At 55.1% G+C, this 19,963-nt stretch carries 21 protein-coding genes; 2 read left to right on the top strand and 19 right to left on the bottom strand.

The genetic code is table 11. The features are described from left to right. Positions 1-18: 18 nt before the first annotated feature. From V7665_RS07770 to V7665_RS07755, 4 genes are read right to left on the bottom strand one after another with little or no spacing between them, the layout of a single operon-like run. On the bottom strand, positions 19-1,017 hold the full coding sequence (locus V7665_RS07770; protein WP_335663967.1) for an NADPH:quinone oxidoreductase family protein: 999 nt from the start codon (positions 1,015-1,017) through the stop codon (positions 19-21). Next, positions 1,014-2,414 (bottom strand): serine hydrolase domain-containing protein, encoded by a 1,401-nt coding sequence (locus V7665_RS07765; protein WP_335663966.1) that lies wholly within the window; start codon positions 2,412-2,414, stop codon positions 1,014-1,016. The genes V7665_RS07770 and V7665_RS07765 overlap by 4 nt, the downstream gene beginning before the upstream one ends. Further along, positions 2,395-3,714, bottom strand: coding sequence for a replication-associated recombination protein A (locus tag V7665_RS07760; protein WP_335663965.1), 1,320 nt, complete (start codon positions 3,712-3,714; stop codon positions 2,395-2,397). Before V7665_RS07760 ends, V7665_RS07765 begins: the two co-directional genes overlap by 20 nt. Positions 3,715-3,716: 2 nt before the next feature. After that, complete coding sequence (locus V7665_RS07755) at positions 3,717-4,898, bottom strand: glycosyltransferase family 4 protein (RefSeq protein WP_335663964.1); 1,182 nt, start codon at positions 4,896-4,898, stop codon at positions 3,717-3,719. 64 nt (positions 4,899-4,962) lie between these two features. Here V7665_RS07755 and V7665_RS07750 point away from each other — a divergent pair, with 64 nt between their 5' ends. Further along, on the top strand, positions 4,963-5,616 hold the full coding sequence (locus V7665_RS07750) for an MOSC domain-containing protein (protein ID WP_335663963.1): 654 nt from the start codon (positions 4,963-4,965) through the stop codon (positions 5,614-5,616). A 5-nt stretch (positions 5,617-5,621) separates the two neighbouring features. Here V7665_RS07750 and V7665_RS07745 read toward each other — a convergent pair whose 3' ends face one another. From V7665_RS07745 to V7665_RS07695, 11 genes are all read right to left on the bottom strand, one after another. Further along, complete coding sequence (locus V7665_RS07745) at positions 5,622-6,560, bottom strand: hemolysin family protein (protein WP_442955194.1); 939 nt, start codon at positions 6,558-6,560, stop codon at positions 5,622-5,624. 12 nt (positions 6,561-6,572) lie between these two features. Beyond that, positions 6,573-7,088, bottom strand: a complete 516-nt coding sequence (ybeY, locus tag V7665_RS07740; RefSeq protein ID WP_335663962.1) for an rRNA maturation RNase YbeY — start codon at positions 7,086-7,088, stop codon at positions 6,573-6,575. Further along, a complete protein-coding gene (locus tag V7665_RS07735; RefSeq protein ID WP_335663961.1) occupies positions 7,075-8,082 on the bottom strand; it encodes a PhoH family protein in 1,008 nt (335 codons plus the stop codon). Before V7665_RS07735 ends, ybeY begins: the two co-directional genes overlap by 14 nt. 23 nt (positions 8,083-8,105) lie before the next feature. Next, positions 8,106-9,443 carry a tRNA (N6-isopentenyl adenosine(37)-C2)-methylthiotransferase MiaB gene (gene miaB / locus V7665_RS07730; RefSeq protein WP_335663960.1) on the bottom strand — a complete coding sequence of 446 codons (1,338 nt, stop codon included), beginning with the start codon at positions 9,441-9,443 and terminating at the stop codon, positions 8,106-8,108. Positions 9,444-9,452: 9 nt separating this feature from the next. Continuing rightward, positions 9,453-10,199 carry a lysophospholipid acyltransferase family protein gene (locus V7665_RS07725; RefSeq protein WP_335663959.1) on the bottom strand — a complete coding sequence of 249 codons (747 nt, stop codon included), beginning with the start codon at positions 10,197-10,199 and terminating at the stop codon, positions 9,453-9,455. Between the two features lie 79 nt (positions 10,200-10,278). Then, on the bottom strand, positions 10,279-10,701 hold the full coding sequence (locus tag V7665_RS07720; RefSeq protein WP_335663958.1) for a Fur family transcriptional regulator: 423 nt from the start codon (positions 10,699-10,701) through the stop codon (positions 10,279-10,281). A 113-nt stretch (positions 10,702-10,814) separates the two neighbouring features. Continuing rightward, positions 10,815-11,231 (bottom strand): MucR family transcriptional regulator, encoded by a 417-nt coding sequence (locus V7665_RS07715; RefSeq protein ID WP_335663957.1) that lies wholly within the window; start codon positions 11,229-11,231, stop codon positions 10,815-10,817. A gap of 106 nt (positions 11,232-11,337) precedes the next feature. Then, a complete protein-coding gene (gene rimI, locus V7665_RS07710) occupies positions 11,338-11,832 on the bottom strand; it encodes a ribosomal protein S18-alanine N-acetyltransferase (RefSeq protein ID WP_335663956.1) in 495 nt (164 codons plus the stop codon). Positions 11,833-11,835: 3 nt separating this feature from the next. Beyond that, positions 11,836-12,462 carry a tRNA (adenosine(37)-N6)-threonylcarbamoyltransferase complex dimerization subunit type 1 TsaB gene (gene tsaB / locus V7665_RS07705; RefSeq protein WP_335663955.1) on the bottom strand — a complete coding sequence of 209 codons (627 nt, stop codon included), beginning with the start codon at positions 12,460-12,462 and terminating at the stop codon, positions 11,836-11,838. Between the two features lie 7 nt (positions 12,463-12,469). Then, the gene (locus V7665_RS07700; RefSeq protein ID WP_335663954.1) at positions 12,470-13,063 is read right to left on the bottom strand and encodes a malonic semialdehyde reductase; all 594 of its coding nucleotides are present in this window, start codon (positions 13,061-13,063) and stop codon (positions 12,470-12,472) included. Positions 13,064-13,088: 25 nt separating this feature from the next. Continuing rightward, entirely contained in the window at positions 13,089-13,661 is a 573-nt protein-coding gene (locus tag V7665_RS07695; protein ID WP_335663953.1) for a NifU family protein, read from the bottom strand. Positions 13,662-13,784: 123 nt separating this feature from the next. On the opposite strand from V7665_RS07695, the gene V7665_RS07690 reads away from it, so the two are divergent. After that, positions 13,785-16,703 (top strand): M16 family metallopeptidase, encoded by a 2,919-nt coding sequence (locus V7665_RS07690; protein ID WP_335663952.1) that lies wholly within the window; start codon positions 13,785-13,787, stop codon positions 16,701-16,703. A 9-nt stretch (positions 16,704-16,712) separates the two neighbouring features. Here V7665_RS07690 and V7665_RS07685 read toward each other — a convergent pair whose 3' ends face one another. The 4 genes from V7665_RS07685 to V7665_RS07670 all read right to left on the bottom strand — a co-directional run bounded on the left by V7665_RS07685 (position 16,713) and on the right by V7665_RS07670 (position 19,799). Continuing rightward, positions 16,713-17,345, bottom strand: coding sequence for a peroxiredoxin family protein (locus V7665_RS07685; RefSeq protein ID WP_335663951.1), 633 nt, complete (start codon positions 17,343-17,345; stop codon positions 16,713-16,715). Between the two features lie 137 nt (positions 17,346-17,482). After that, positions 17,483-18,784, bottom strand: coding sequence for an ATP-dependent protease ATPase subunit HslU (gene hslU, locus V7665_RS07680; protein ID WP_335663950.1), 1,302 nt, complete (start codon positions 18,782-18,784; stop codon positions 17,483-17,485). A gap of 40 nt (positions 18,785-18,824) precedes the next feature. Further along, entirely contained in the window at positions 18,825-19,391 is a 567-nt protein-coding gene (gene hslV / locus V7665_RS07675) for an ATP-dependent protease subunit HslV (protein WP_335663949.1), read from the bottom strand. Between the two features lie 168 nt (positions 19,392-19,559). Continuing rightward, positions 19,560-19,799 (bottom strand): hypothetical protein, encoded by a 240-nt coding sequence (locus tag V7665_RS07670; protein WP_335663948.1) that lies wholly within the window; start codon positions 19,797-19,799, stop codon positions 19,560-19,562. Positions 19,800-19,963: the final 164 nt, after the last annotated feature.

Genomic DNA, 19,963 nt, shown 5'->3' with positions numbered 1-19,963 from the left:
GGTAGAAAATCTGAAAGATCAACAACTTGTATCGATCTCTATGACCACCCGGCCAATAGCTTCGCGTCTTTCAAGCACGGCAAGGGCCTTCGTCAAATCTGTAAGGGCAAAGCGGTGAGAAATTTGTGGGCGTATGGCACCCTGCGCGGCCAGTTCACTTAACGCCATACTTTGTCGTCTAGCGAGTTGGGGGTCGCGGCGCGGGCTTTCGCCGGCGCGTACGCCAATCAGACTATAGGCCTTGATCAGCGCGTGATTAGCCGGAAAGGCCGGGATCGTTCCGCTGGCAAAGCCGATGATGAGATATCGTCCGTTCCAGGCAATAGCGCGCGTTGCGGTCAGCGCGAGATCACCGCCGACCGGATCATAAATGACATCTACACCTTTTCCATCCGTGAGCTGCTTGACCTTGGCGGCTAACTCCTCGTCGGCAGGATCGAGCAGATGATCAGCCCCAGCCTGATCGATGGCTTGCAGTTTTTCTTCGTTGGACCCGGTGCCGATGACCATTGCACCGATATGTTTGGCCATCTTGACGGCGGCCATGCCGACGCCGCCGCTTGCGCCCAGAACAAGAACGCTTTCCCCAGCTTGCAGATGGCCCCGTTCGACCAGTGCATGCCAGGCAGTCGATGCGGCGGTTTGCCAGCAGGCACCTTCGCTGAACGACAGAGCCGCGGGCAGGGGTGAGACAGATGCTGCGCGGACGACCCATTGTTCCGCCAGTGCGCCGCCCTTGCCACCCGCCATCACCCGATCGCCGGGTTTTACGCTGTGAACATCGGAAGCGACCTCGATCACCTCTCCTGCTGCCTCCAGTCCGGGCACGAACGGCGGGTCTGGACGAAACTGATATTTGCCCTGGGTCATCAGCAGGTCGGGGAAATTGAGACCTGCCGCATGGACCCGGATCCGAACCTCACCGCTTTGCAACGGCCTGACGACCTGTTCGACAAGCCGGATCGATGAGGGTCCGGTGAGCGCAGTGCAGGTGGCTGCGAGATAGGTGCTATTCACGATTTTAACGCTGCCACGACATCTCTGGTAAAGGCTTCTATATCAAAGCGGCTATCGCTGTTGTCATAACCGCGCCGGACGATGACAAGGTCGAGCGAGGGGATGATCACCAGATATTGGCCGCGATTGCCAAAGCCGGCAAATGTGTCTTTTGGTATTCCCTCGGACTGGTTCATCAACCAGAAGGTCGCGCCATAGCCGAAATTGCGATCTTCCGGTTGTGGTCCGGAAGGCGTGCTGACAAATTCCCGCCAATTTTCGGGCAGCAGCCGTTCTCCGTCCCACATTCCGTTGTTCAGATAAAGCATCCCCAGCCGTCCCAGGTCACGCGCCGTGGTCCAGACCTGGCTTGAGAGGATATAATTGTCCTGCCAGTCGGTTTCGGCATAGGTCCGGGTCATCCCCAGCTTCTGGAAAAAGCCGAAAGGATCGAAATCATGTTCTGCGGGCATATAGGTCTCGAGTTTGGATTTTGTGTCCAGATGAGCAGCCTGAGTGGCCAATACCGCTAGCAATATGTCATTATTGGCATAGCGAAAGCTTGTGCCGGGTGCATGGAGAAGCGGCCAGGTTGGGGCTTGCTCGCCAGCGCTGGTGCCGCCCATATAAATTGCATCGGTGCGGTTTCCAGCCGTATCGCTGGTCAGCCCGCTGGCCATGCGCATGAGATTGTCGATCGTGATAAATTGGCGCGGATCGCCGAATTTCTGCCATTGCGGCAGGCCGGTTCTGGCGCTCACATCGACCATGGCTTGCTGTACGGAATGACCAATCAACGTGCCGGCGATGGATTTAGCCACCGACCAGGTGCGCTGCCCGGTGTGCAGATCATGCCCCTCTTTGTATTTTTCTGCCTGGATCAGGCCATTATGCAAGATCAGCACGGCGCTGGTTTTGCCGCCAAAGGCTTGTGGCTCAAATGCCCGCGCGGTGACGGTCTCAAAGCCAGTTGATCCGGCGGGTCTTTGCGCGACTGCGTCTTGATCTCCCATTGGCCAGGGGCGTTCGTCATGAAATTCGCGCCGCTTGGTCTGCGGGCCGGCTGTTATTCCGCCCAGTCCGATTGGCATTGCGGTACAGCCACTTTTGCGATTCCAGATAGCAACACGCGGCGGCGCATCATCAGCAAAGCGGACGCGAACCTGCCGTTCGGTTTCGTCCACTTCCTCTGCCAGTGTCGGGACGATATCCGCGATCCGTTCGTAGATTCCGGTGAGTTCATCCGCCTTGATATCGGCTAGCGATTTCCCGCCATTCCAAAGACCGGAGCAGATGAATTGCGCTTTATAGCCCGCCGCCAGAGCCCGGTCATAGCGGGTAGATTCTGCTTCCTGGGCGAGGGCACTGATGGAAAACAACCCGCCGACAACAGAAAGGCTAACCAGTTTTTTCAGCACGCAAATTCTCCCAATAGTCCAGCCGCTCGCGAATCTTATGTTCAAAACCCCGATCCACGGGCTGGTAGAAACGCTGTGGTTCCATTTCTTCCGGCCAATAATTGTCACCCGAAAACCCATCATCCGTTTCATGGTCATAGCTATAGCCTGCGCCATAACCAATTTCTTTCATCAGCTTGGTCGGCGCGTTGAGAATATTTTGCGGTGGCATCAGCGAACCGGTGTCCCTGGCAGATTTCCATGCGGCTTTCTGGGCCTTGTAGGCGGCGTTGGATTTTGGCGCGGTCGCGCAATAGAGGCAGGCCTGAACGATCGCCAGCTCGCCTTCCGGACTGCCGAGAAATTCATAGGCCTGTTTCGCGGCGAGTGCCTGAACGAGAGCCTGCGGATCGGCCATGCCGATATCCTCGACGGCAAAGCGCACGATCCGGCGGAGCAGGAATAGCGGTTGTTCACCCGCCACCAGCATCCTTGCCAGATAGTATAGCGACGCCTGCGGGTCCGATCCACGCAAGGCTTTGTGTAGCGCCGAGATCAGATTATAATGGCCCTCGCGGTCCTTGTCGTAGACCGCCATCCGGCGATGCAGGATTTTCGCGAGCTGGGCAGGATCCAGCGGGTCTTTGATATCCAGTGAAAAGAGCGTTTCGGCCTGATTGAGCAGAAACCGCCCGTCGCCATCGGCGCTCGCGATCAAGGCCTCTCTGGCATTGCTGGTCAGCGGCAGTGATTTGTCTTCGAGCTTCTCGGCTCTTTCCAGAAGCTGGCCCAGAGCTAAGGCATCGAGCCGGTTGAGGATCAGCACCTGCGCACGGCTGAGCAGAGCGGCATTCAGCTCGAATGATGGATTCTCGGTGGTGGCACCGACCAGCACCACTGTCCCGCGCTCGACATAGGGCAGGAAACTGTCCTGCTGCGAACGATTGAAACGGTGGATCTCATCGACGAACAACAGGGTCGCCTTGCCCGACTGAAACCGCATTTCGGCTTCGGCAAAGACCTTTTTCAGATCGGCAACGCCTGAAAAAACCGCTGAAATCGACTTGAAATGCAATTCCGTCTGATAGGCCAACAGCCGTGCGAGGCTGGTCTTGCCGGTACCCGGTGGCCCCCAGAGGATGATCGAGGAAAGCCTTCCGGCGGCAACCATTCGACCGATCGTGCCTTCTGGTCCTACGAGATGGTCCTGACCGACGATGTCGGCCAGCTGCCGGGGACGCAACCGGTCGGCCAATGGTGCATCGGGCGTGTTTTCCGCCTCGCTCTGCTGATCATTTTTGTCGTCAAACAGGCCTGGCATGATTAGCGGACAGCAGCTTGCTTGATTGGACCATGTCCGGCCTGCCGCTGACGGACCAGTCGTATATAGGTCTGGGCAACGGCATTGTTGATCTGATCCCAGCTATATTCCTCTGCGCGCCGTTCCCCGGCCGAGCCATGGCCGTTACGCAGGTCAAGGTTCTCGCAATAGACTTGCAACGCATCCGCAAATCCGCGGATTGCGCCCGGTGTGATCAACTTGCCGGACTCGTTGTTCTTAACCAGGCTCTGGCTGCCTGTGGCCTTGGCCGCCACCACCGGCAGTCCGCAGGCCATGGCTTCCAGCGTTACATTGCCGAATGTCTCGGTAATTGAGGGGTTGAACAGCATATCCATGCTGGCAACCGCCCGGCCAAGATCGCTACCCTGCTGGAAACCGGCAAAAATGGCGCCGGGAATTCTGTCTTCGAACCACTGTTGGGCTGGCCCTTCGCCGATCACGAGGACCTTATGCGCCACCTTGCGGCGTTTAAGTTCGTCGATCGCATCAGAAAAGACATCGAGTCCCTTTTCCATCACCAGCCGTCCGAGAAATCCGATCACCGGCACATCATCCGCAATGCCCAGTGACTGGCGCCACTCCAGATCACGGCGATCGGAATTGAATATCTCGCGGTCTACACCGCGCGACCAGATGCCGACGTCATAGTTCATCCGCTGGTCGCGTAGCACCTGGGCCATCGATTCTGACGGCGCCACCAGAGCGTTGCAGCGACGATACAGTCGGCGCAATATCGCCTCGATCACAGGTTCCAGAAAGGCGAGATTATAGTAGCGGGGATAGGTTTCAAAACGGGTATGGACGGAAGCGAGTACCGGAATATTCTGACGGCGGGCCCAGGACACCATCCTGTGCCCGACCAGATCGGGGCTCGATATTTGCATGATATTGGGATTGAACCGCTCGAGATCCCTACGAACATCGCCGGAAATACGGGTAGGGAAGCGATATTCACCACGTCCGGGAAACGCAACCGATGGTACGCTGACAAGGTCTCCCGTCGGTTCAAACGCTGGCGTATCGGTGGTTGGCGAATAGACGCGAACGGCGGCTCCCTGACGCAGCAGATAGTCGACCAGCCGGTTAAGCGCCTGGTTGGCGCCGTCGCGGACAAAATTATAATTGCCGCTGTAAAGGGCAATGCGAAGGTCACTTATTTCCATAGGCGCCTTGAAGCATAGTCAGCGGAAAATTGCCAATATGAACTTGGTCGGCTAGCAGACTGAAATGATACGGACCCCGCTCGACCATGTGCTGATCGGCACCCCGAAACCATTTGGCGATGACGGCGAAATGAGCGCGATTGCAAAAATTCCGGCTGATCGGCCGCTGATGCTGACTTTTGCAGGCCTGGAAGGCAATCAGGTTGCCGATCCGGTCCATCACGGTGGGCGTGACAAGGCGGTCCATCTCTATTCGTTTGAACATTATCCGTTCTGGCAGAATAAATATCCGGATATCGATGTCCTGGACCGACCGGGCGCGTTCGGGGAAAATTTCAGTTGCGCTGGATTGACCGAGGATCTGCTTTGCCTTGGTGATATTTTCCGTGTCGGGGAAGCGCTGATCGAATGCAGCCATGCCCGGCAGCCGTGCTGGAAACTCAATCATCGCTTTGGCAAGTCCGACGTTCTGAAAACCGTGATCAGGACCGGAAAATCCGGCAGCTATTTTCGGGTGCTGGAAGAAGGGCGCGTGACGGCGGGGGACGAGTTGATTCAGCAGGAACAACCTTTGCCTGACTGGCCACTGGATCGCCTTTTCAGACTGATCATTGGTGGCCAGCACAAGGGCAGGGAGGGCGAACTTAAAGCGCTCTCGTTGAATCCGGTGCTAGCGGAGACCTGGCGGATCCGGGCATCGCAACTGGCTAATGCCTGACCGTTCTATTTAGAATGATCTTCGGTGGGCGGATGCAGTCGCAATCGGGTTACCCGGCGATCATCGGCTTCGGTAATTTCCAATATCCAGCCGCTCGGATGTTCCAGTCGCTCGCCGACCGTGGGAATATGTCCCGCCAGAACGAAGCACAGGCCGCCGATCGTGTCGACATCTTCGTCAATTTCCTCGAGTGCGCGGTCGATGGTGTCGCCGACGTCATCGAGCTCGGCGCGGGCATCCGCTTCCCAAATGCCATCGTCCAACTTGACCAGCAAGGGGACCGGTTCGTCATCATGCTCGTCCTCGATCTCGCCGGTGATTTCCTCGACAATATCCTCGATCGTGACCAGCCCTTCGGTGCCGTTATATTCGTCGAAAATGATCGCGAGATGGATCCGGGTTGCGCGCATCTCGGCGAGCAAGTCGAGCACACCCATGGATTCGGGGACGAAGCGGGGTTGCCGGAGAAACGGTGTTATATCGTCCGGAAACGGACCGCCTTTGGCAACAATCGCGAAAATATCCTTGATATGGATCATGCCAATAATATTGTCGAGATTCCCACGATAAACCGGGATACGGCTGTGTCCGTGCTCGGAGAATATATCGACAAAAGCACTGAACGGAGAGCTTTCCTCGATGGCGATTATGTCGGCACGGGGCACCGCGATATCATCGACCCGATGTTCGCTGAAATGTAGCATGTTGCGCAACATTTCCAGCTCGAGTGACGATACGTCCGGCTTGTTATTGGGATCGGATTCGGCATCGCTTTCATGGTCGTCGAGGACTTCCTCGATCTGCGCACGCAGGCTATTGTCATCACTGTTGCCGAATAGCAGAGCCTTCAGGTTCCGCCATATTCGCCCGGGTTCTTCTTCTTCCCTGGATTGGCTGCTGCTGCGAGCCATGCTGGTACCATTGTCTTTTTCAACGTCGGTCATTCTATTTTTTGATTACCTGCTTTGCGCTTGTTCTGCGTAAGGATTGGCAATTCCGAGTGTTGCCAATGCGTTGATTTCGCAATTTTCCATCACCCCGGCATCTACCTCATTTTCGTGATCATATCCTAGCAAATGCAGGGACCCGTGCACAATCAAATGTGAAACATGAGTGGAAATCGAAATCTTCTTTGCCGCTGCTTCGTCGCAACATGTCTCATAAGCCAGGATTATATCCCCGAGCAATGCCTCTCCGTCGTCGCTATTCTCCAGCGTGTCGAGCAGGTCTGGCTGGATCTGGGGAAAGGACAAGACGTTGGTTGGCTTGTCCTTGCCGCGATAGGCCTTGTTCAGAGACTGGACTTCGGCATTGTCGGAGAGCTTGACGCTAACCTCTATTGCGAAATCCCGGGACAATAGATCACCATGAGAAGAAGCGGTGATTGCAGCCTTTGCCGCCCGCGCAGCCAGGTCCGTCCAATCCTGTTCATTTCCCCATGGAGGAGACGCGATCAATTCAGTCTGCAGCATCTTTGCCCTCATAGGCTTCGACAATTTTGCCGACCAGAGGGTGGCGTACAACATCGCCGGCGCCGAATTGAACCACGCTGACGCTCTCGATATCCTGCAATTTGGAAACCGCGTCAGCAAGCCCCGATACCGCTTCCTTTGGAAGGTCGATTTGTTTGGGGTCACCACAAATCACCATGCGGCTGTTCATGCCAAAGCGGGTCAGAAACATTTTCATCTGAGCTGCGGTGGTATTTTGTGCTTCGTCGAGAATCACAAATGCATCGGCAAGGGTGCGGCCACGCATGAAGGCGATCGGGGCAATTTCGATCTCGCCGCTCTCAATGCGCCTCTCCACCTGCTCGGCAGGAAGCGTATCGTAAAGCGCGTCATAGAGGGGGCGAAGAAATGGATCGACCTTTTCTTTCAGGTCACCTGGCAGAAAACCGATTTTTTCGCCGGCTTCGACCGCAGGGCGTGAGAGTATGAGCCGATCAACGGAGCCACTGATCAGTTGAGAAACCGCTTGCGCGACGGCCAGATAGGTTTTGCCTGTCCCTGCGGGACCCAAAGCGAAAATCATATCGTCGCGGGCGAGGGCTTCCATATAATGGGCCTGCCGGACACTGCGCGGGAAGATCGTTTTCTTGCGTGTGCGGATCATCACCTTCGGCGCATCGGCGACATCATTTTGCTTGTCGACCGTGCCGGTTTCAGAATGTTTCGCGGCTTTTGCCACCCGGGGATCCGCAGCCATGGCAATAATCGCTTCGACCGCCCCGGCGTCAATCTCCTGACCCTGTTCCAAGCGATTATAGATTCCGGTCAGCACGGCGCGTGCCTTGGACACAGCGGCTTCCTCGCCCTCAATTTTCAATTTCGTCCCGCGTGCGGCGATATAGACGCCGAGCCGGTTTTCGATCGCGACGATATTCCGGTCATATTCACCAAACAGATCGCCCAAAATCTGCGGATCATCAAATTCAAGATCCAGTTTGATGAGCTTTCCAGCCATTCCGGCTTTCGTTTTTTGGACCATCAGGCAGCGAGTCTTTCTTTAATCTGACCGGTAAGGCTGTTGGGACCGGCCCGGGTGATTTCCACTTCAACCAAATCGCCAATTTGCAGATCGGGCGAGATGATATGCGCCGATTGCAACCAGGGCGTCTTGCCAATCAACTGGCCGTCGAGCTTGCCCTGGCGTTCAAGCAATATGTCGGTTGTGCGGCCGACAGTCTGCTGATTGAACGCATATTGCTGCTCGTTCAGCAATGCCTGTAATCTCTGCAGTCGTTCGTCCATCACTTCCGGCGCTATCTGTTCATCCATCACCGCTGCCGGCGTGCCGGGACGCGGCGAATATTTGAAGGAATATGCCTGCGAATAATTGGCGTCGCGAACAATTTGCAGCGTTTCTTCGAAATCCTGATCGCTTTCGCCGGGGAAGCCGACAATGAAGTCGCCCGACAATGCAATATCCGGCCGCAATGCGCGCATCTTCTCAAGAATATCGAGATAGCTTTGCGCGCTGTGCGAACGGTTCATCGCCTTGAGAATCCGGTCGCTGCCCGATTGCACCGGCAAATGGAGAAAGGGCATGAGCTTGGCGACCTCGCCATGCGCGGCGATCAGCCCTTCGGTCATGTCATTGGGATGGCTGGTCATATAGCGAATGCGTTTCAGATACGGTATCTTGTCGAGCGCCCGGATCAGGCCATCGAGACCCTGAATTTGACCCTTGTCGTCCTCGCCGCTCCATGCGTTGACATTCTGACCGAGCAGCGTGATTTCTCGTGCCCCGCCATCGACGAGCGCCTTGGCCTCATCAATCAGATCGGTCCAAGGCCGGGAGATTTCCGCACCACGGGTATAGGGAACCACGCAATAGGTACAAAATTTGTCGCAGCCTTCCTGCACTGTCAGGAAGGCCGTTGGTCGAGCCTGCTTCCCGCGGGATGGCAGAACATCGAATTTTGATATGGCGGGCATGTCGGTGTCGAGCGCCTTTTTGCCGGATTTCGCCACTTCCATGAGTTCTGGCAGTCGGTGATAGGCTTGCGGACCAACGACAATGTCGACGCTCGGTGCCCGGCGGGAAATTTCTTTCCCTTCGGCCTGGGCGATGCAACCGGCTACGGCGATCATCGGGCTGCTGCCGTCTTTTCTGCGCAGCCGCCCGATATCCGAATAGACTTTGTCGACCGCTTTCTCGCGAATGTGGCAAGTGTTCAGCACCACCAGATCCGCTTCTTCGCTATTCTGGGCGGCGCTCATGCCCTGATCGACGAGCAATTCGGACATGCGCTCCCCGTCATAGACGTTCATTTGGCAGCCAAAGGATTTGATGTGGAATTTTTTAAGATCGGCTTGAGTCATAGACTGGGCCTATACAATGGGTTTGCCGCCCAGGGAAGCTGAAAGCGGTTCGACAATTCGCCGTCTCGCTTCTGCCGCGATATCTTTGCGGCAGGAATAATGGTCTGGGTCAAATGGCTCGAGAAAATGGACTTCGACCAGAAAACTGCTGCGCCGGGTGAGCAGTCTCCAGGCGTTTGATGGCGCACTTTCTTCGCCGGTCCAGCTGATTTCATGGGCATTTTTCCCGTAATTCAGAAATATCGGCTGCACCAATATGCCCGGTGGTGGCGGCTCCAGCACTTTTAGCAGAGGTGCCTTGAACGGGAGTAGGGTGGAGCCGTCGGTTGTCGTGCCTTCGGGAAAGATGGTGATTGCCCAGGTTTCCTCCAGAGCGTCGCGCAACTGATTGATTTGTTGCGCTATACCCATCCGGTCCGATCGCGAGACAAAGACCGTATCATTGAGCCGGCAGAGCCAGCCGATGATCGGCCAATTGCCGATTTCCTCCTTCGAGACAAAGGCGGTGCCGCTATGCCCGCCCAGAATCGCAATATCCACCCAGGACAAATGATTGGAAATGAAGAAAACGTCGCGCTTGATCGGGGTGCCAATGATATTGACTCTTGCACCACAACAGAAGGCCGCGACCTTGAGAAACGTCCGTGGCCACGGATTGGACAGCCTGAAAAACCGCCAAATATAGTAAAATGGGATGCAAGCAAATAGCGCTGCAAACAGCAGGGTCATGCGTAGTGCAAATCTCAGATAACCCATTGATGTCGCTCCATCCCACAGCCGATATGCCATCGGCTGGGTGTCACAAGGTCGTGCCTCCGGGTCGGGGTTAGGCACCTTAGTTTTTTCTGGCGAGAGATACGCCATATAGCTCCATGCGATGGTCAACCAGCCGATAACCGAGTTTCTCGGCAATCTGTTTTTGCAGTGCTTCCAGTTCCGGATCGACAAATTCTATGACTTTGCCGGTTTCCACATCGATCAAATGATCATGGTGCGCCTCGGGAACCGCTTCATAGCGGGCCCGGCCATCTCCGAAATCGTGGCGGTCCAATATGCCGGCTTCTTCAAACAGGCGAACCGTCCGGTAGACGGTTGCTATCGAGATGCGGGGATCCACCGCCGCGGCCCGTTCGTGCAGGGTTTCAACATCGGGATGATCCTCGGCATCGGAGATGACACGGGCTATCACCCGACGCTGGTCGGTGATGCGAAGCCCTTTTTCCGCACATAATGCTTCAAGATCAATTTTCTGCGGCATGGAACCCTTCCGTTACACTGGGGCAGACTCTATGCGGGGTGCGGGATATTGCAAAGAGAAAATTGCGGCGACCTCGCCGCAATTTTCTGAATTCAATGCAATAGGAAAGCAGCTTAAGTCTTTTTGCCCTTTTTCTTGCCGAGGCCGATGGCCTTGGCAAGCTGCCGGCGCTTTTCCGCATAATTGGGCGCAACCATTGGATAATCGTTTGGCAGGCCCCATTTGGCGCGATAGTCTTCCGGTGTCATGCCATAATGTGTCATCAGATGGCGCTTCAGCATTTTCAGCTTCTTGCCATCTTCCAGGCAGACGACATAATCTGGCTTGATCGATGCTTTGATCGGAACGGCAGGATCAGGACGCGCCTGTTCAGCCGCTTTGCCCGAAAGGGCAGCAAGTGCTCCATGAACACTGCTGATGATAAGCGGTAAATCAGATACCGCAACGCTGTTGTTGCTGACATGCGCAGCAACAATGTCTGAAGTGAGCGTAATCAACGTCTCATTCAGAGCAATTTCTTCCTCTGTCATATTCTATTACCTTTGTGCGACCATTATTATTATATTGCATATTTTGCGGGCCGGTAATTACACGAACGGGGACAAGCTGCAACAGTCAAACTGCTGTGCCATTAGTTTAGTTGGTTAATATCGCTTTGTAAGTAACCGCGTCGAACTTCTCCATATTCGGGCCAGTGTAATAATCCTTACGCAAACCAATCTGGTGAAATCCGAACTTGGAATAGAGATTTTTCGCCGGATTATCCGTCCTCATCTCCAGAAAAACCGCAGAAACACAGTGGTTTCGTGCGGCCTGCAGCATATGCTCCAGCAGCAAATAGCCTACTCCCCGGCATTGGCGTTCCGGCGAAACGGCAATCATCAGAAGCTCTTCTTCATCTGCCGCCTGACGACTGATCACAAAGCCGCAAATTATGTCCTGCTGTAGTGCAATCAAGAGCTTGGCACTGGGCATGACAAGCATGGACCGGCATTGATGATAGTTCCATGCTTCGCCATAAGCCTTGGGAAAAGCGCTTTCCATCACTTTCATCACGTCGTTCAAGTGGTTGAGATCGCCGAACTGGATATCTATTGGGGCAATGTCCCAAGAGCTGCGGCGACTGGCCATCTGTTAGACGGTCTTCACTGGCTGGGCATCGGGTTTGCGCCCGTAGATTGGCTTGGGAGGTAATTTCTTCATATCGCTTGCTACTAAAGCGACATGAGCGGCATTTGGCAATATCTGAAAGTGAAAATTGGTTCCGACGATCGCGGCAAGTTCTGTCGCGGCCGATCCGGCAATGACATCTGCTTTAACCTCGCTCGCCGCCTGTTCCGGTGTGAGCGCGACAAACGGGCCCATGGGTTTGCCACTATCATCAAAATTCTGCAGAAAATATTCGCCATGGCCCGCGAGCATCGCCACGCAGACCGGACGAGGTGCATCCAATTGTTTCTGGGCCTGCGCCGCAACCAGGGCAAGGCAGCAATAGCCTTGAATTTCTGCACCCCAGGCAAATGCCAATGCCTTCGCGGCGGAAATGCCGATACGGACGCCAGTGAAGCTACCCGGTCCGCAATTGACCAGAATCCTGTCGGCTCTGCCTCGATCCGGAAGCAGGGCGATCGCGGGAACAAGCTTTTCCGCATGTCCTCGCCCGATTTCTGCATAGTCCGAGGCGATTAGCGCGCCATCTTCGAACAGCGCGACGGAACAAGCGATCGTGGCTGTGTCGATCGCGAGAAGGCGCTCTCCCATCAGCCGGTCATATCAGGCTGTTGAATTTATCGAATCCCGGGCGTGGGCTGCGATCAAAAATTGTCTCCGGATCACCATAGCCCAGAGTCGAGATGAAATTGGATTTGACATTGGGCTGGCCGCCGAAAAATTCCTTGTCTACCGCATCATTGTCAAAGCCGGACATCGGTCCGGTGTCGAGACCCAGTGCGCGGGCCGCGAGAATGAAATAACCACCCTGCAGCGAACTGTTGCGCATGGCATGGACTTTGCGCGCTTCGGCGTCTCCAGCAAACCAGCTTTTTGCGTCGGCGTGAGGGAAGAGCTCCGGCAGATGCTCGTGAAAATCCTGATCCATGCCGATGATGACGGCAACCGGGGCCTTGCGGATCTTGTCCTGATTTCCTTCAGACGACAGCTCTGCCAGCCGGTCTCGCGACTGCTGACTATGGCACCAGATGAGCCGCGCCGGCAGCATGTTCGCGCTGGTCGGGCCCATTTTCATCAGATTCCAGATCGCGTGGAGCTGGTCCACTGATACCGGCTTGTCCTGATAGCCATTATAGGTCCGTGCTTCGAGAAACAGCTGATTCAGCGCCGCTTGATCCAGGGGAGAATTCATTGATGTGCCTTTGGTTGTATCGAGTTTATGCGGCCCGGACTTCAGTGACCTCGGGAACATAATGTTTCAGCAAGGATTCGATGCCCTGTTTCAGCGTCGCAGTCGACGAGGGGCATCCGGCGCAGGCGCCCTGCATTTTCAGAAATACGATACCTTGGTTGAAGCCGCGATAGATGATGTCGCCGCCATCATTGGCGACTGCGGGGCGAACTCTGGTTTCGATCAGTTCCTTGATCTGTGCGACGATGTCGGCATCTTCCGGATCGTCGTGCACTTCCTCTTCCGGCGGCACAATAATTTCGCCCGCGCTGCCCGGCTTGAAAAGCGGCAGTCCGGCCGAAAAATGATCGAGCAGGATGCTGAGTACCTGTGGCTTCTGATCACTCCAGTCGGCGTCCGGGCCGCACGTTACCGAGATGAAATCCGAACCGAAGAACACGCCGGTAACGTCCCCCAGCGTGAATAAAGCTTCTGCCAGCGGCGATGTCTCGGCATCTTCCGGCGATGCGAAATCGCGGGTTCCGTCAGTCATGACCGGTTGCCCAAGCAGAAATTTGAGGGTTGAGGGGTTTGGTGTTTTTTCGGTTTCAATTAACATAGTGCTTATCTGGCGATTATAAGTGGTTCGATCAAGGGTTAAACACAATGCATTGGCGGTAGAGACCGCAAATGTTCAGAATATTCACTGGCCAGTAAGATTGGGCCTGCTTATATCCGCCTCATGAAACCAACATTCCCCCGCCTGACTCCGTATCTGTCTTTGTTCTTTCTGCTAATCGGTTTGCTGGCGATGCCCGGCACGGCCAACGCGCAAGATGCCAAGTCCGATGACATATTGCCGTGGCTCTACAAGAATAGCGATGTTCCGGTCGACAAGAGTTGGACCTTTGGTGAACTGGACAACGGCATGCGCTATGCGGTGAAACATAATGGTGTTCCGCCCGGGCAGGTGTCGATCCGGTTGCGGATCGATGTTGGCTCGCTGATGGAGACCGATGAAGAACAGGGATTTGCTCATTTCATGGAGCATCTGACCTTTCGCGGATCAGCTCATGTGCCCGATGGGGAAGCGAAACGCGTGTGGCAGAGGCTGGGCGCGACATTCGGGAGCGACAGCAATGCCGAAACCACACCAACGCAAACTGTCTACAAGCTCGACCTGCCCAATGCCAGCAGGACCAGTCTCGACGAAAGTCTGAAAATATTGTCGGGTATGGTGCGTTCGCCGGGACTGAGTATTACGGCGGTCAATGCGGAGCGCCCGGTGGTGTTGGCGGAATTGCGTGAGCGCGCCGGTCCCCAGTCCAAAGTACAAAATGCGACACGGGAATTATTCTTTGCCGGACAACTTATGGCAAATCGCGCGCCGATCGGTACCCCGGAAACATTAAGCGCTGCGACACCGCAAATGCTGCAACTATTTCATCAGCGCTGGTATCGCCCGGAGCAAGCGGTGATCGTTATCGCTGGCGATGGTGATCCAGCATTGTTCGAGGAACTGCTGAACAAGCATTTTTCCCAATGGCAGGGCAAGGGCGAAGCGGGCACCATTCCAGACTTCGGTCAGCCCCGGGATATATCCGATATCAGCCAGTTGGTTGTCGAACCGACATTGCCACGGTTCATTTCGATGGTCATTGCCCGGCCCTGGGAACAGGTTGCGGATACTATCGTTTATAATCAGCAGATCTTGATCGACCTGCTCGCGTTGCAGCTGATCAACCGCCGTCTCGAAGCGCGAGCGAGAGCTGGGGGTAGCTATTTGCAAGCAAGCGTCGGGCAGGATGATGTCAGCCGCTCGATTGACGGAACTTTTATCAGCATCATTCCGTTGGGTGACGACTGGGAGGCCGCGCTCAAGGATGTCCGGGCCGTGATAGCCGATGCCACAACCATTGCGCCGTCCGAGCCGGATATTGCCCGTGAGATTACGGAATTTGATGCTGCGCTAGCCATTGGTGTTGAAAGCTATCAAACCGAGGCAGCGCGGCAACAGGCCGACAATATCATCAATGCCGTCGACATTCACGAAACCGTAGCAACCCCGCAGGTGGCGCTCGATGTGTTTCGCGCGATGCGGGATCTTTACCCGCCGGAGAGGCTACTCGATTCGACACGCAAATTATTTACCGGTGTCTCCACCCGGGCCTTGCTGACATCACCCGATGCGATCGAAGACGGCAAGGTCAGGCTGGCGCAGGCGTTGCGACGCACCGTCGACGCGGCGAGCGATGTTCGGGTCACCCAATCCGACATCGGGTTTGAATCGCTGAAAAAAATTGGCAAGAAGGGAAGGGTCAAATCCTCCCGTAAAATCGAGCGCTTTGATGTCGAACAGCTGGAGCTTGCCAATGGTGTCAGGGTGCTGTTGTTCCCGAACACGGCCGAGCGCAACAAGATCATGGTCAATGTCCGCTTTGGCAATGGCTATAGTGGCCTTTCTCCTCATCAGGAATCGCTCGCATGGTCCGGCGCTATGGCATTGATGGCCAGCGGTGTGGGCGACCTCGGACAGGAGGACCTTGACAAGATCACCACCGGGCGCCGGATCGGAATGGGTTTCGGTATCGACAATGACGCGTTCGAGATTACCGCGGATACAAGGCCGTCCGACCTTCAAGACCAGTTGCATTTGATTGCGGCGAAGTTGGCCTTTCCGCGTTGGGATGCTGCCCCGGTGATCCGCAGCAAGGCTGCGTCATTGATTAGCTATGACAGTTTTTTAGCATCGCCTCAGGCGGTGATGGAACGGGACCTTGAATGGCTTGTGCGCGGCAAGGATCCGCGCTGGAAGACACCGGATAAAGAAGATTTTGACCAGTTGACGGTCAAGAATTTTCGCCAATTCTGGGAACCCATTCTCGCAAGCGGGCCGATCGAGCTGATGCTGTTCGGTGATTTTGATCGGGAACAGGCGGTCGAGTCTATCCTCAAGACATTTGGTGCATTGAAAAGCCGCAAACCGCAGGCGGTTTCGTCCGATGCAAAGTCTCCGCGTTTTCCGGCACCGCAGTCTGGTCCGGAAATTCTGTTCCACAAAGGTGACGATGCACGGGCAGCGGCCATGGTGGCCTGGCCGACCGGCGGCGGACTGGAAGACGTGCGGGAAAGCCGCAAGCTCGAAGTGCTGGCGTCCATCTTCAACGACCGGCTGTTCGAAATCCTCCGGTCCCAGCAGGGTGCAAGCTATAGTCCGCAGGTTATTAACAGCTGGCCGGTCGAGTTTGAATCGGGTGGTTATATTGGCGCGCAAAGCCAGTTGACGCCGGACAATATAGATCGCTTTGACAATGTCGTGGCCTCGATCGCCACGGACCTGCGGGAAAAACCGGTTAGCGCGGATGAGTTGCAGCGGGTGGTTGAACCTTTGCGCCAGCTGATTGCCCGTGCCAGCAGCGGCAACAGTTTCTGGATGAGTCAGATGGAAGGAGCGAGCTTCAACCCACAGAAATTTGTCGCCCTGCAAAGCCTGCTCAGTGACTATACCGTCATTACACCGGAAGAAGTGCAGGCTTTGGCGGTCAAATATCTGGATGACAAAAAGAAATGGAAACTGGTAGTCCTGCCCGAATCCAGTCGTCTGGCTGCAAATGACAATGATCCGGCAGCACCATCGGCAGAGGCCGCTGTCAGCAACTAGGTCCTGAACCTAGATTGAGTCCACCAGCGCCAGTATCTGTTCGTTGGTCGGGCGTTTCTTATAATTGCCGGATACCGTTTTCGCGATGATCTTGCCGCTCCTGTCGATCAGGAATACCGAAGCATAAGGAACGCCAACGGCACGGCCTTCGGTATATTGCGGATCGCGTAATCCAAAGGCATCAATCACAGCCGATGGCTGATCGGACAGCATCGCATATTGCAACATCTGGTTCTTGGAGAAGCGGTCCTGCTTGTCAGGACTGTCATAGCTGAGACCATAGAGATTGTAGCCGCGGTCCTTCAGGTCGCCAACGATCGCGTTGATCGATTTCAATTGCGTCTGACAATAGGGACACCATTCAACCGAACGCGTGAAAACCAGCAGGGCAGGGCCGTTTTCCAGAATCTCACCCAATGTGGTTTCGCCGTCATTGGTCAGCAAACTGATGGTCAACGGAGCCTGTTCTCCAATCGTCAGTCCGGCATCGATATTTTCCGCTTCCGTAATCGGTGCCACGACCGTTTCTGGCTTGCTTTCCGCCTGTTCGGTGCCTTCGGCGCCGGCCTTGGAAGCCGGTTCGGAGCAGGCGGACAGCGCAAGCACTGCGACGGAAGACAATGTTAGCGCGGTTCGTTTCATGACATGATCCATTCAGCTATCTCTGTCGTTGTTCGCGGTTCAAAGAAATTCCGTTACAGCTCCGGCAAATTTTTTCCCCAAGGTGCAAAATTTTTCCGCAAGCCCTACTGAACCTCATCAACAAGCAGCTTTTATCATCATAATATATATTTGGACAGGTCGGTATCTTTGGCGATATCTGAAAGCTGCTTTTCAACATAGGCCTTGTCGATGCTGATTTCTTCGCCAGCGCGATCTTCCGCCGTGAAGCTTATCTCTTCGAGCAGCTTTTCCATGACAGTCTGAAGCCGGCGCGCGCCGATATTCTCGACCGTCTCGTTCACGTTTGCGGCAATCTCGGCAAGCTTCTTGATCGCATCTTCGGTGATGTTGATCGTGACATCTTCGGTTCCGAGCAGGGCGATATATTGTTCGGGCAAATTGGCCTTGGTTTCGGTCAATATCCGGACGAAGTCGGCTTCGGTCAGCGCCCTCAATTCCACCCGGATTGGCAATCGGCCCTGCAATTCGGGGAGCATGTCGCTGGGTTTGGAAAGAGAAAAGGCACCGGATGCAATGAACAGGATATGATCGGTTTTCATCGGACCATATTTGGTCGCGACTGTCGTGCCTTCGATCAGCGGCAGAAGATCGCGCTGCACACCCTCCCGGCTGACGGATCCGCCGCGTACATCGCTCACGGCGATCTTGTCAATTTCATCAAGGAACACAATCCCATTGGACTCGGCATCGGTGATCGCGGCCCGCGAAATATCATCATCATCAAGGCGCTTGTCGGATTCCTCTTCAACCAGCTTGTCCCAGGCGTCAGCCACGCGCATTTTCCGGCGCTTCAGGCGGCTTTGATTGAAAGCCTTGCCCATCATGTCCGACAGGTTGATCATGCCAACCTGACCATTCGTCCCGGGAATATCCATCGGCGTATTGGGCGTATCCTCGACTTCAATCTCGATCTCGGTGTCGTTCATGTGATTGTCGACAACCCGCTGGCGGAAACTTTCGCGCGTCGCTTCGCTGGCATTTTCGCCGCACAATACGTCGAGCAGCCGTTTCATCGCAGCTTCTGCCGCAGCCTCATGCACAGCCAGACGCCGGCGTTCGCGTTCGAGACGGACGGCTTCTTCCGCGAGGTCGCGGGCGATCTGTTCGACATCTCGGCCGACATAGCCGACTTCGGTGAATTTGGTGGCTTCTACCTTTATAAACGGCGCATCTGCCAGTTTCGCCAGGCGCCGGGAAATTTCGGTCTTGCCGCAACCGGTGGGCCCGATCATCAGGATATTCTTGGGCGTCACTTCTTCGCGCAGTTCAGCGGGAAGCCGTTGTCGCCGCCAGCGGTTGCGCAGCGCGACGGCAACTGCTCGCTTGGCATCCTGCTGGCCGATAATATGCTCGTCCAGCGCCTTGACGATGGCTTTGGGGGTCAGGTTCGCCTGCATGCTATTTTCTCTTCATTCATGTGGTAAGGGGCGACAGGAGCTAGGTTTCGCTGTCGAGCGTTTCAATCGTGATCTGGTCATTTGTGTAGACACAGATTTCCGCAGCGATTTCCATGGCTTTTCTGGCGAGTTTTTCGGCGTCCTTCTCATAGTCCATCAGCGCACGAGCCGCAGAGAGAGCGAAGTTGCCTCCGGAACCAATCGCGGCAATGCCTTCGTTGGGTTCCAGCACATCGCCATTGCCGGTGAGTATGAGGGTAATATCCTTGTCGGCCACGATCATCAGCGCTTCCAGATTGCGCAAATATTTGTCCGTGCGCCAATCTTTCGCTAGCTCGACGGCGGCGCGCATCAATTGTCCGTTATGGCGCTCTAATTTGGCCTCAAGCCGCTCAAATAATGTGAAGGCATCTGCGGTCGCGCCGGCAAAGCCGCCAATCACCGATCCATCGTGCAATTGCCGCACCTTGCGCGCGTTCCGTTTCATTACTGTCTGTCCCATCGAAACCTGACCGTCGCCGACAACAACGACCTTGCCATTTTTCCGCACCGATAGGATTGTTGTACCATGCCATTGTTGCAGGCCATGTTGCTGATTTTCTGTCATGAAACGGGATATGGGCAGTCCAGCCCCGTTGTGCAACCAAAGGCTGTCCAGCTTGGCATTATGACAGAAAATTGATCACCAAAATTTCGGTTTTCTGCCTGCCCTGAAAGTCAAAAAAAAATGGCGACCAATTGGCCGCCATTTTTAAATTTCTATGCCTGAACTGGTTCAGGGGGAGGTTGGCGTATTTTCGCTTCCGTCAGCGGCAATGATTATGCCACCGATCACTGCTGCTGCAGCGAGGATTGCAATAATGATGCCCGAACCACCCTCTACTTCATTTTCACCTTCAACAGTTGCACTGGTCCGTGCAACGGAAGACGTAGACTGTACAGCCTGTGCCAAAACTGGCGCGCTTACAAGCGATGCGGCTACTGCCGCAGCCATTCCAAATTTACCGAAACGCATAATTTGCTCCTTCAGGGTTTCGCATTTCACTCAATACCAGACAATCATTGGCATAACAGGCTACTGAAATCAACCATGTTATTGTTCAAAATAGGAATATCGGGAATTAGTTGCAAAGATCACACAGATTCGATTTTTGCGAGAAAAATTGCGACTCTGGCCGG

The sequence above is a fragment of the Parasphingorhabdus sp. genome (genome assembly GCF_036964675.1).
Taxonomy (GTDB): domain Bacteria; phylum Pseudomonadota; class Alphaproteobacteria; order Sphingomonadales; family Sphingomonadaceae; genus Parasphingorhabdus.
Note: the sequence above shows the minus strand (reverse complement) of the source record. Positions and strands in the feature narration are given on the sequence as shown.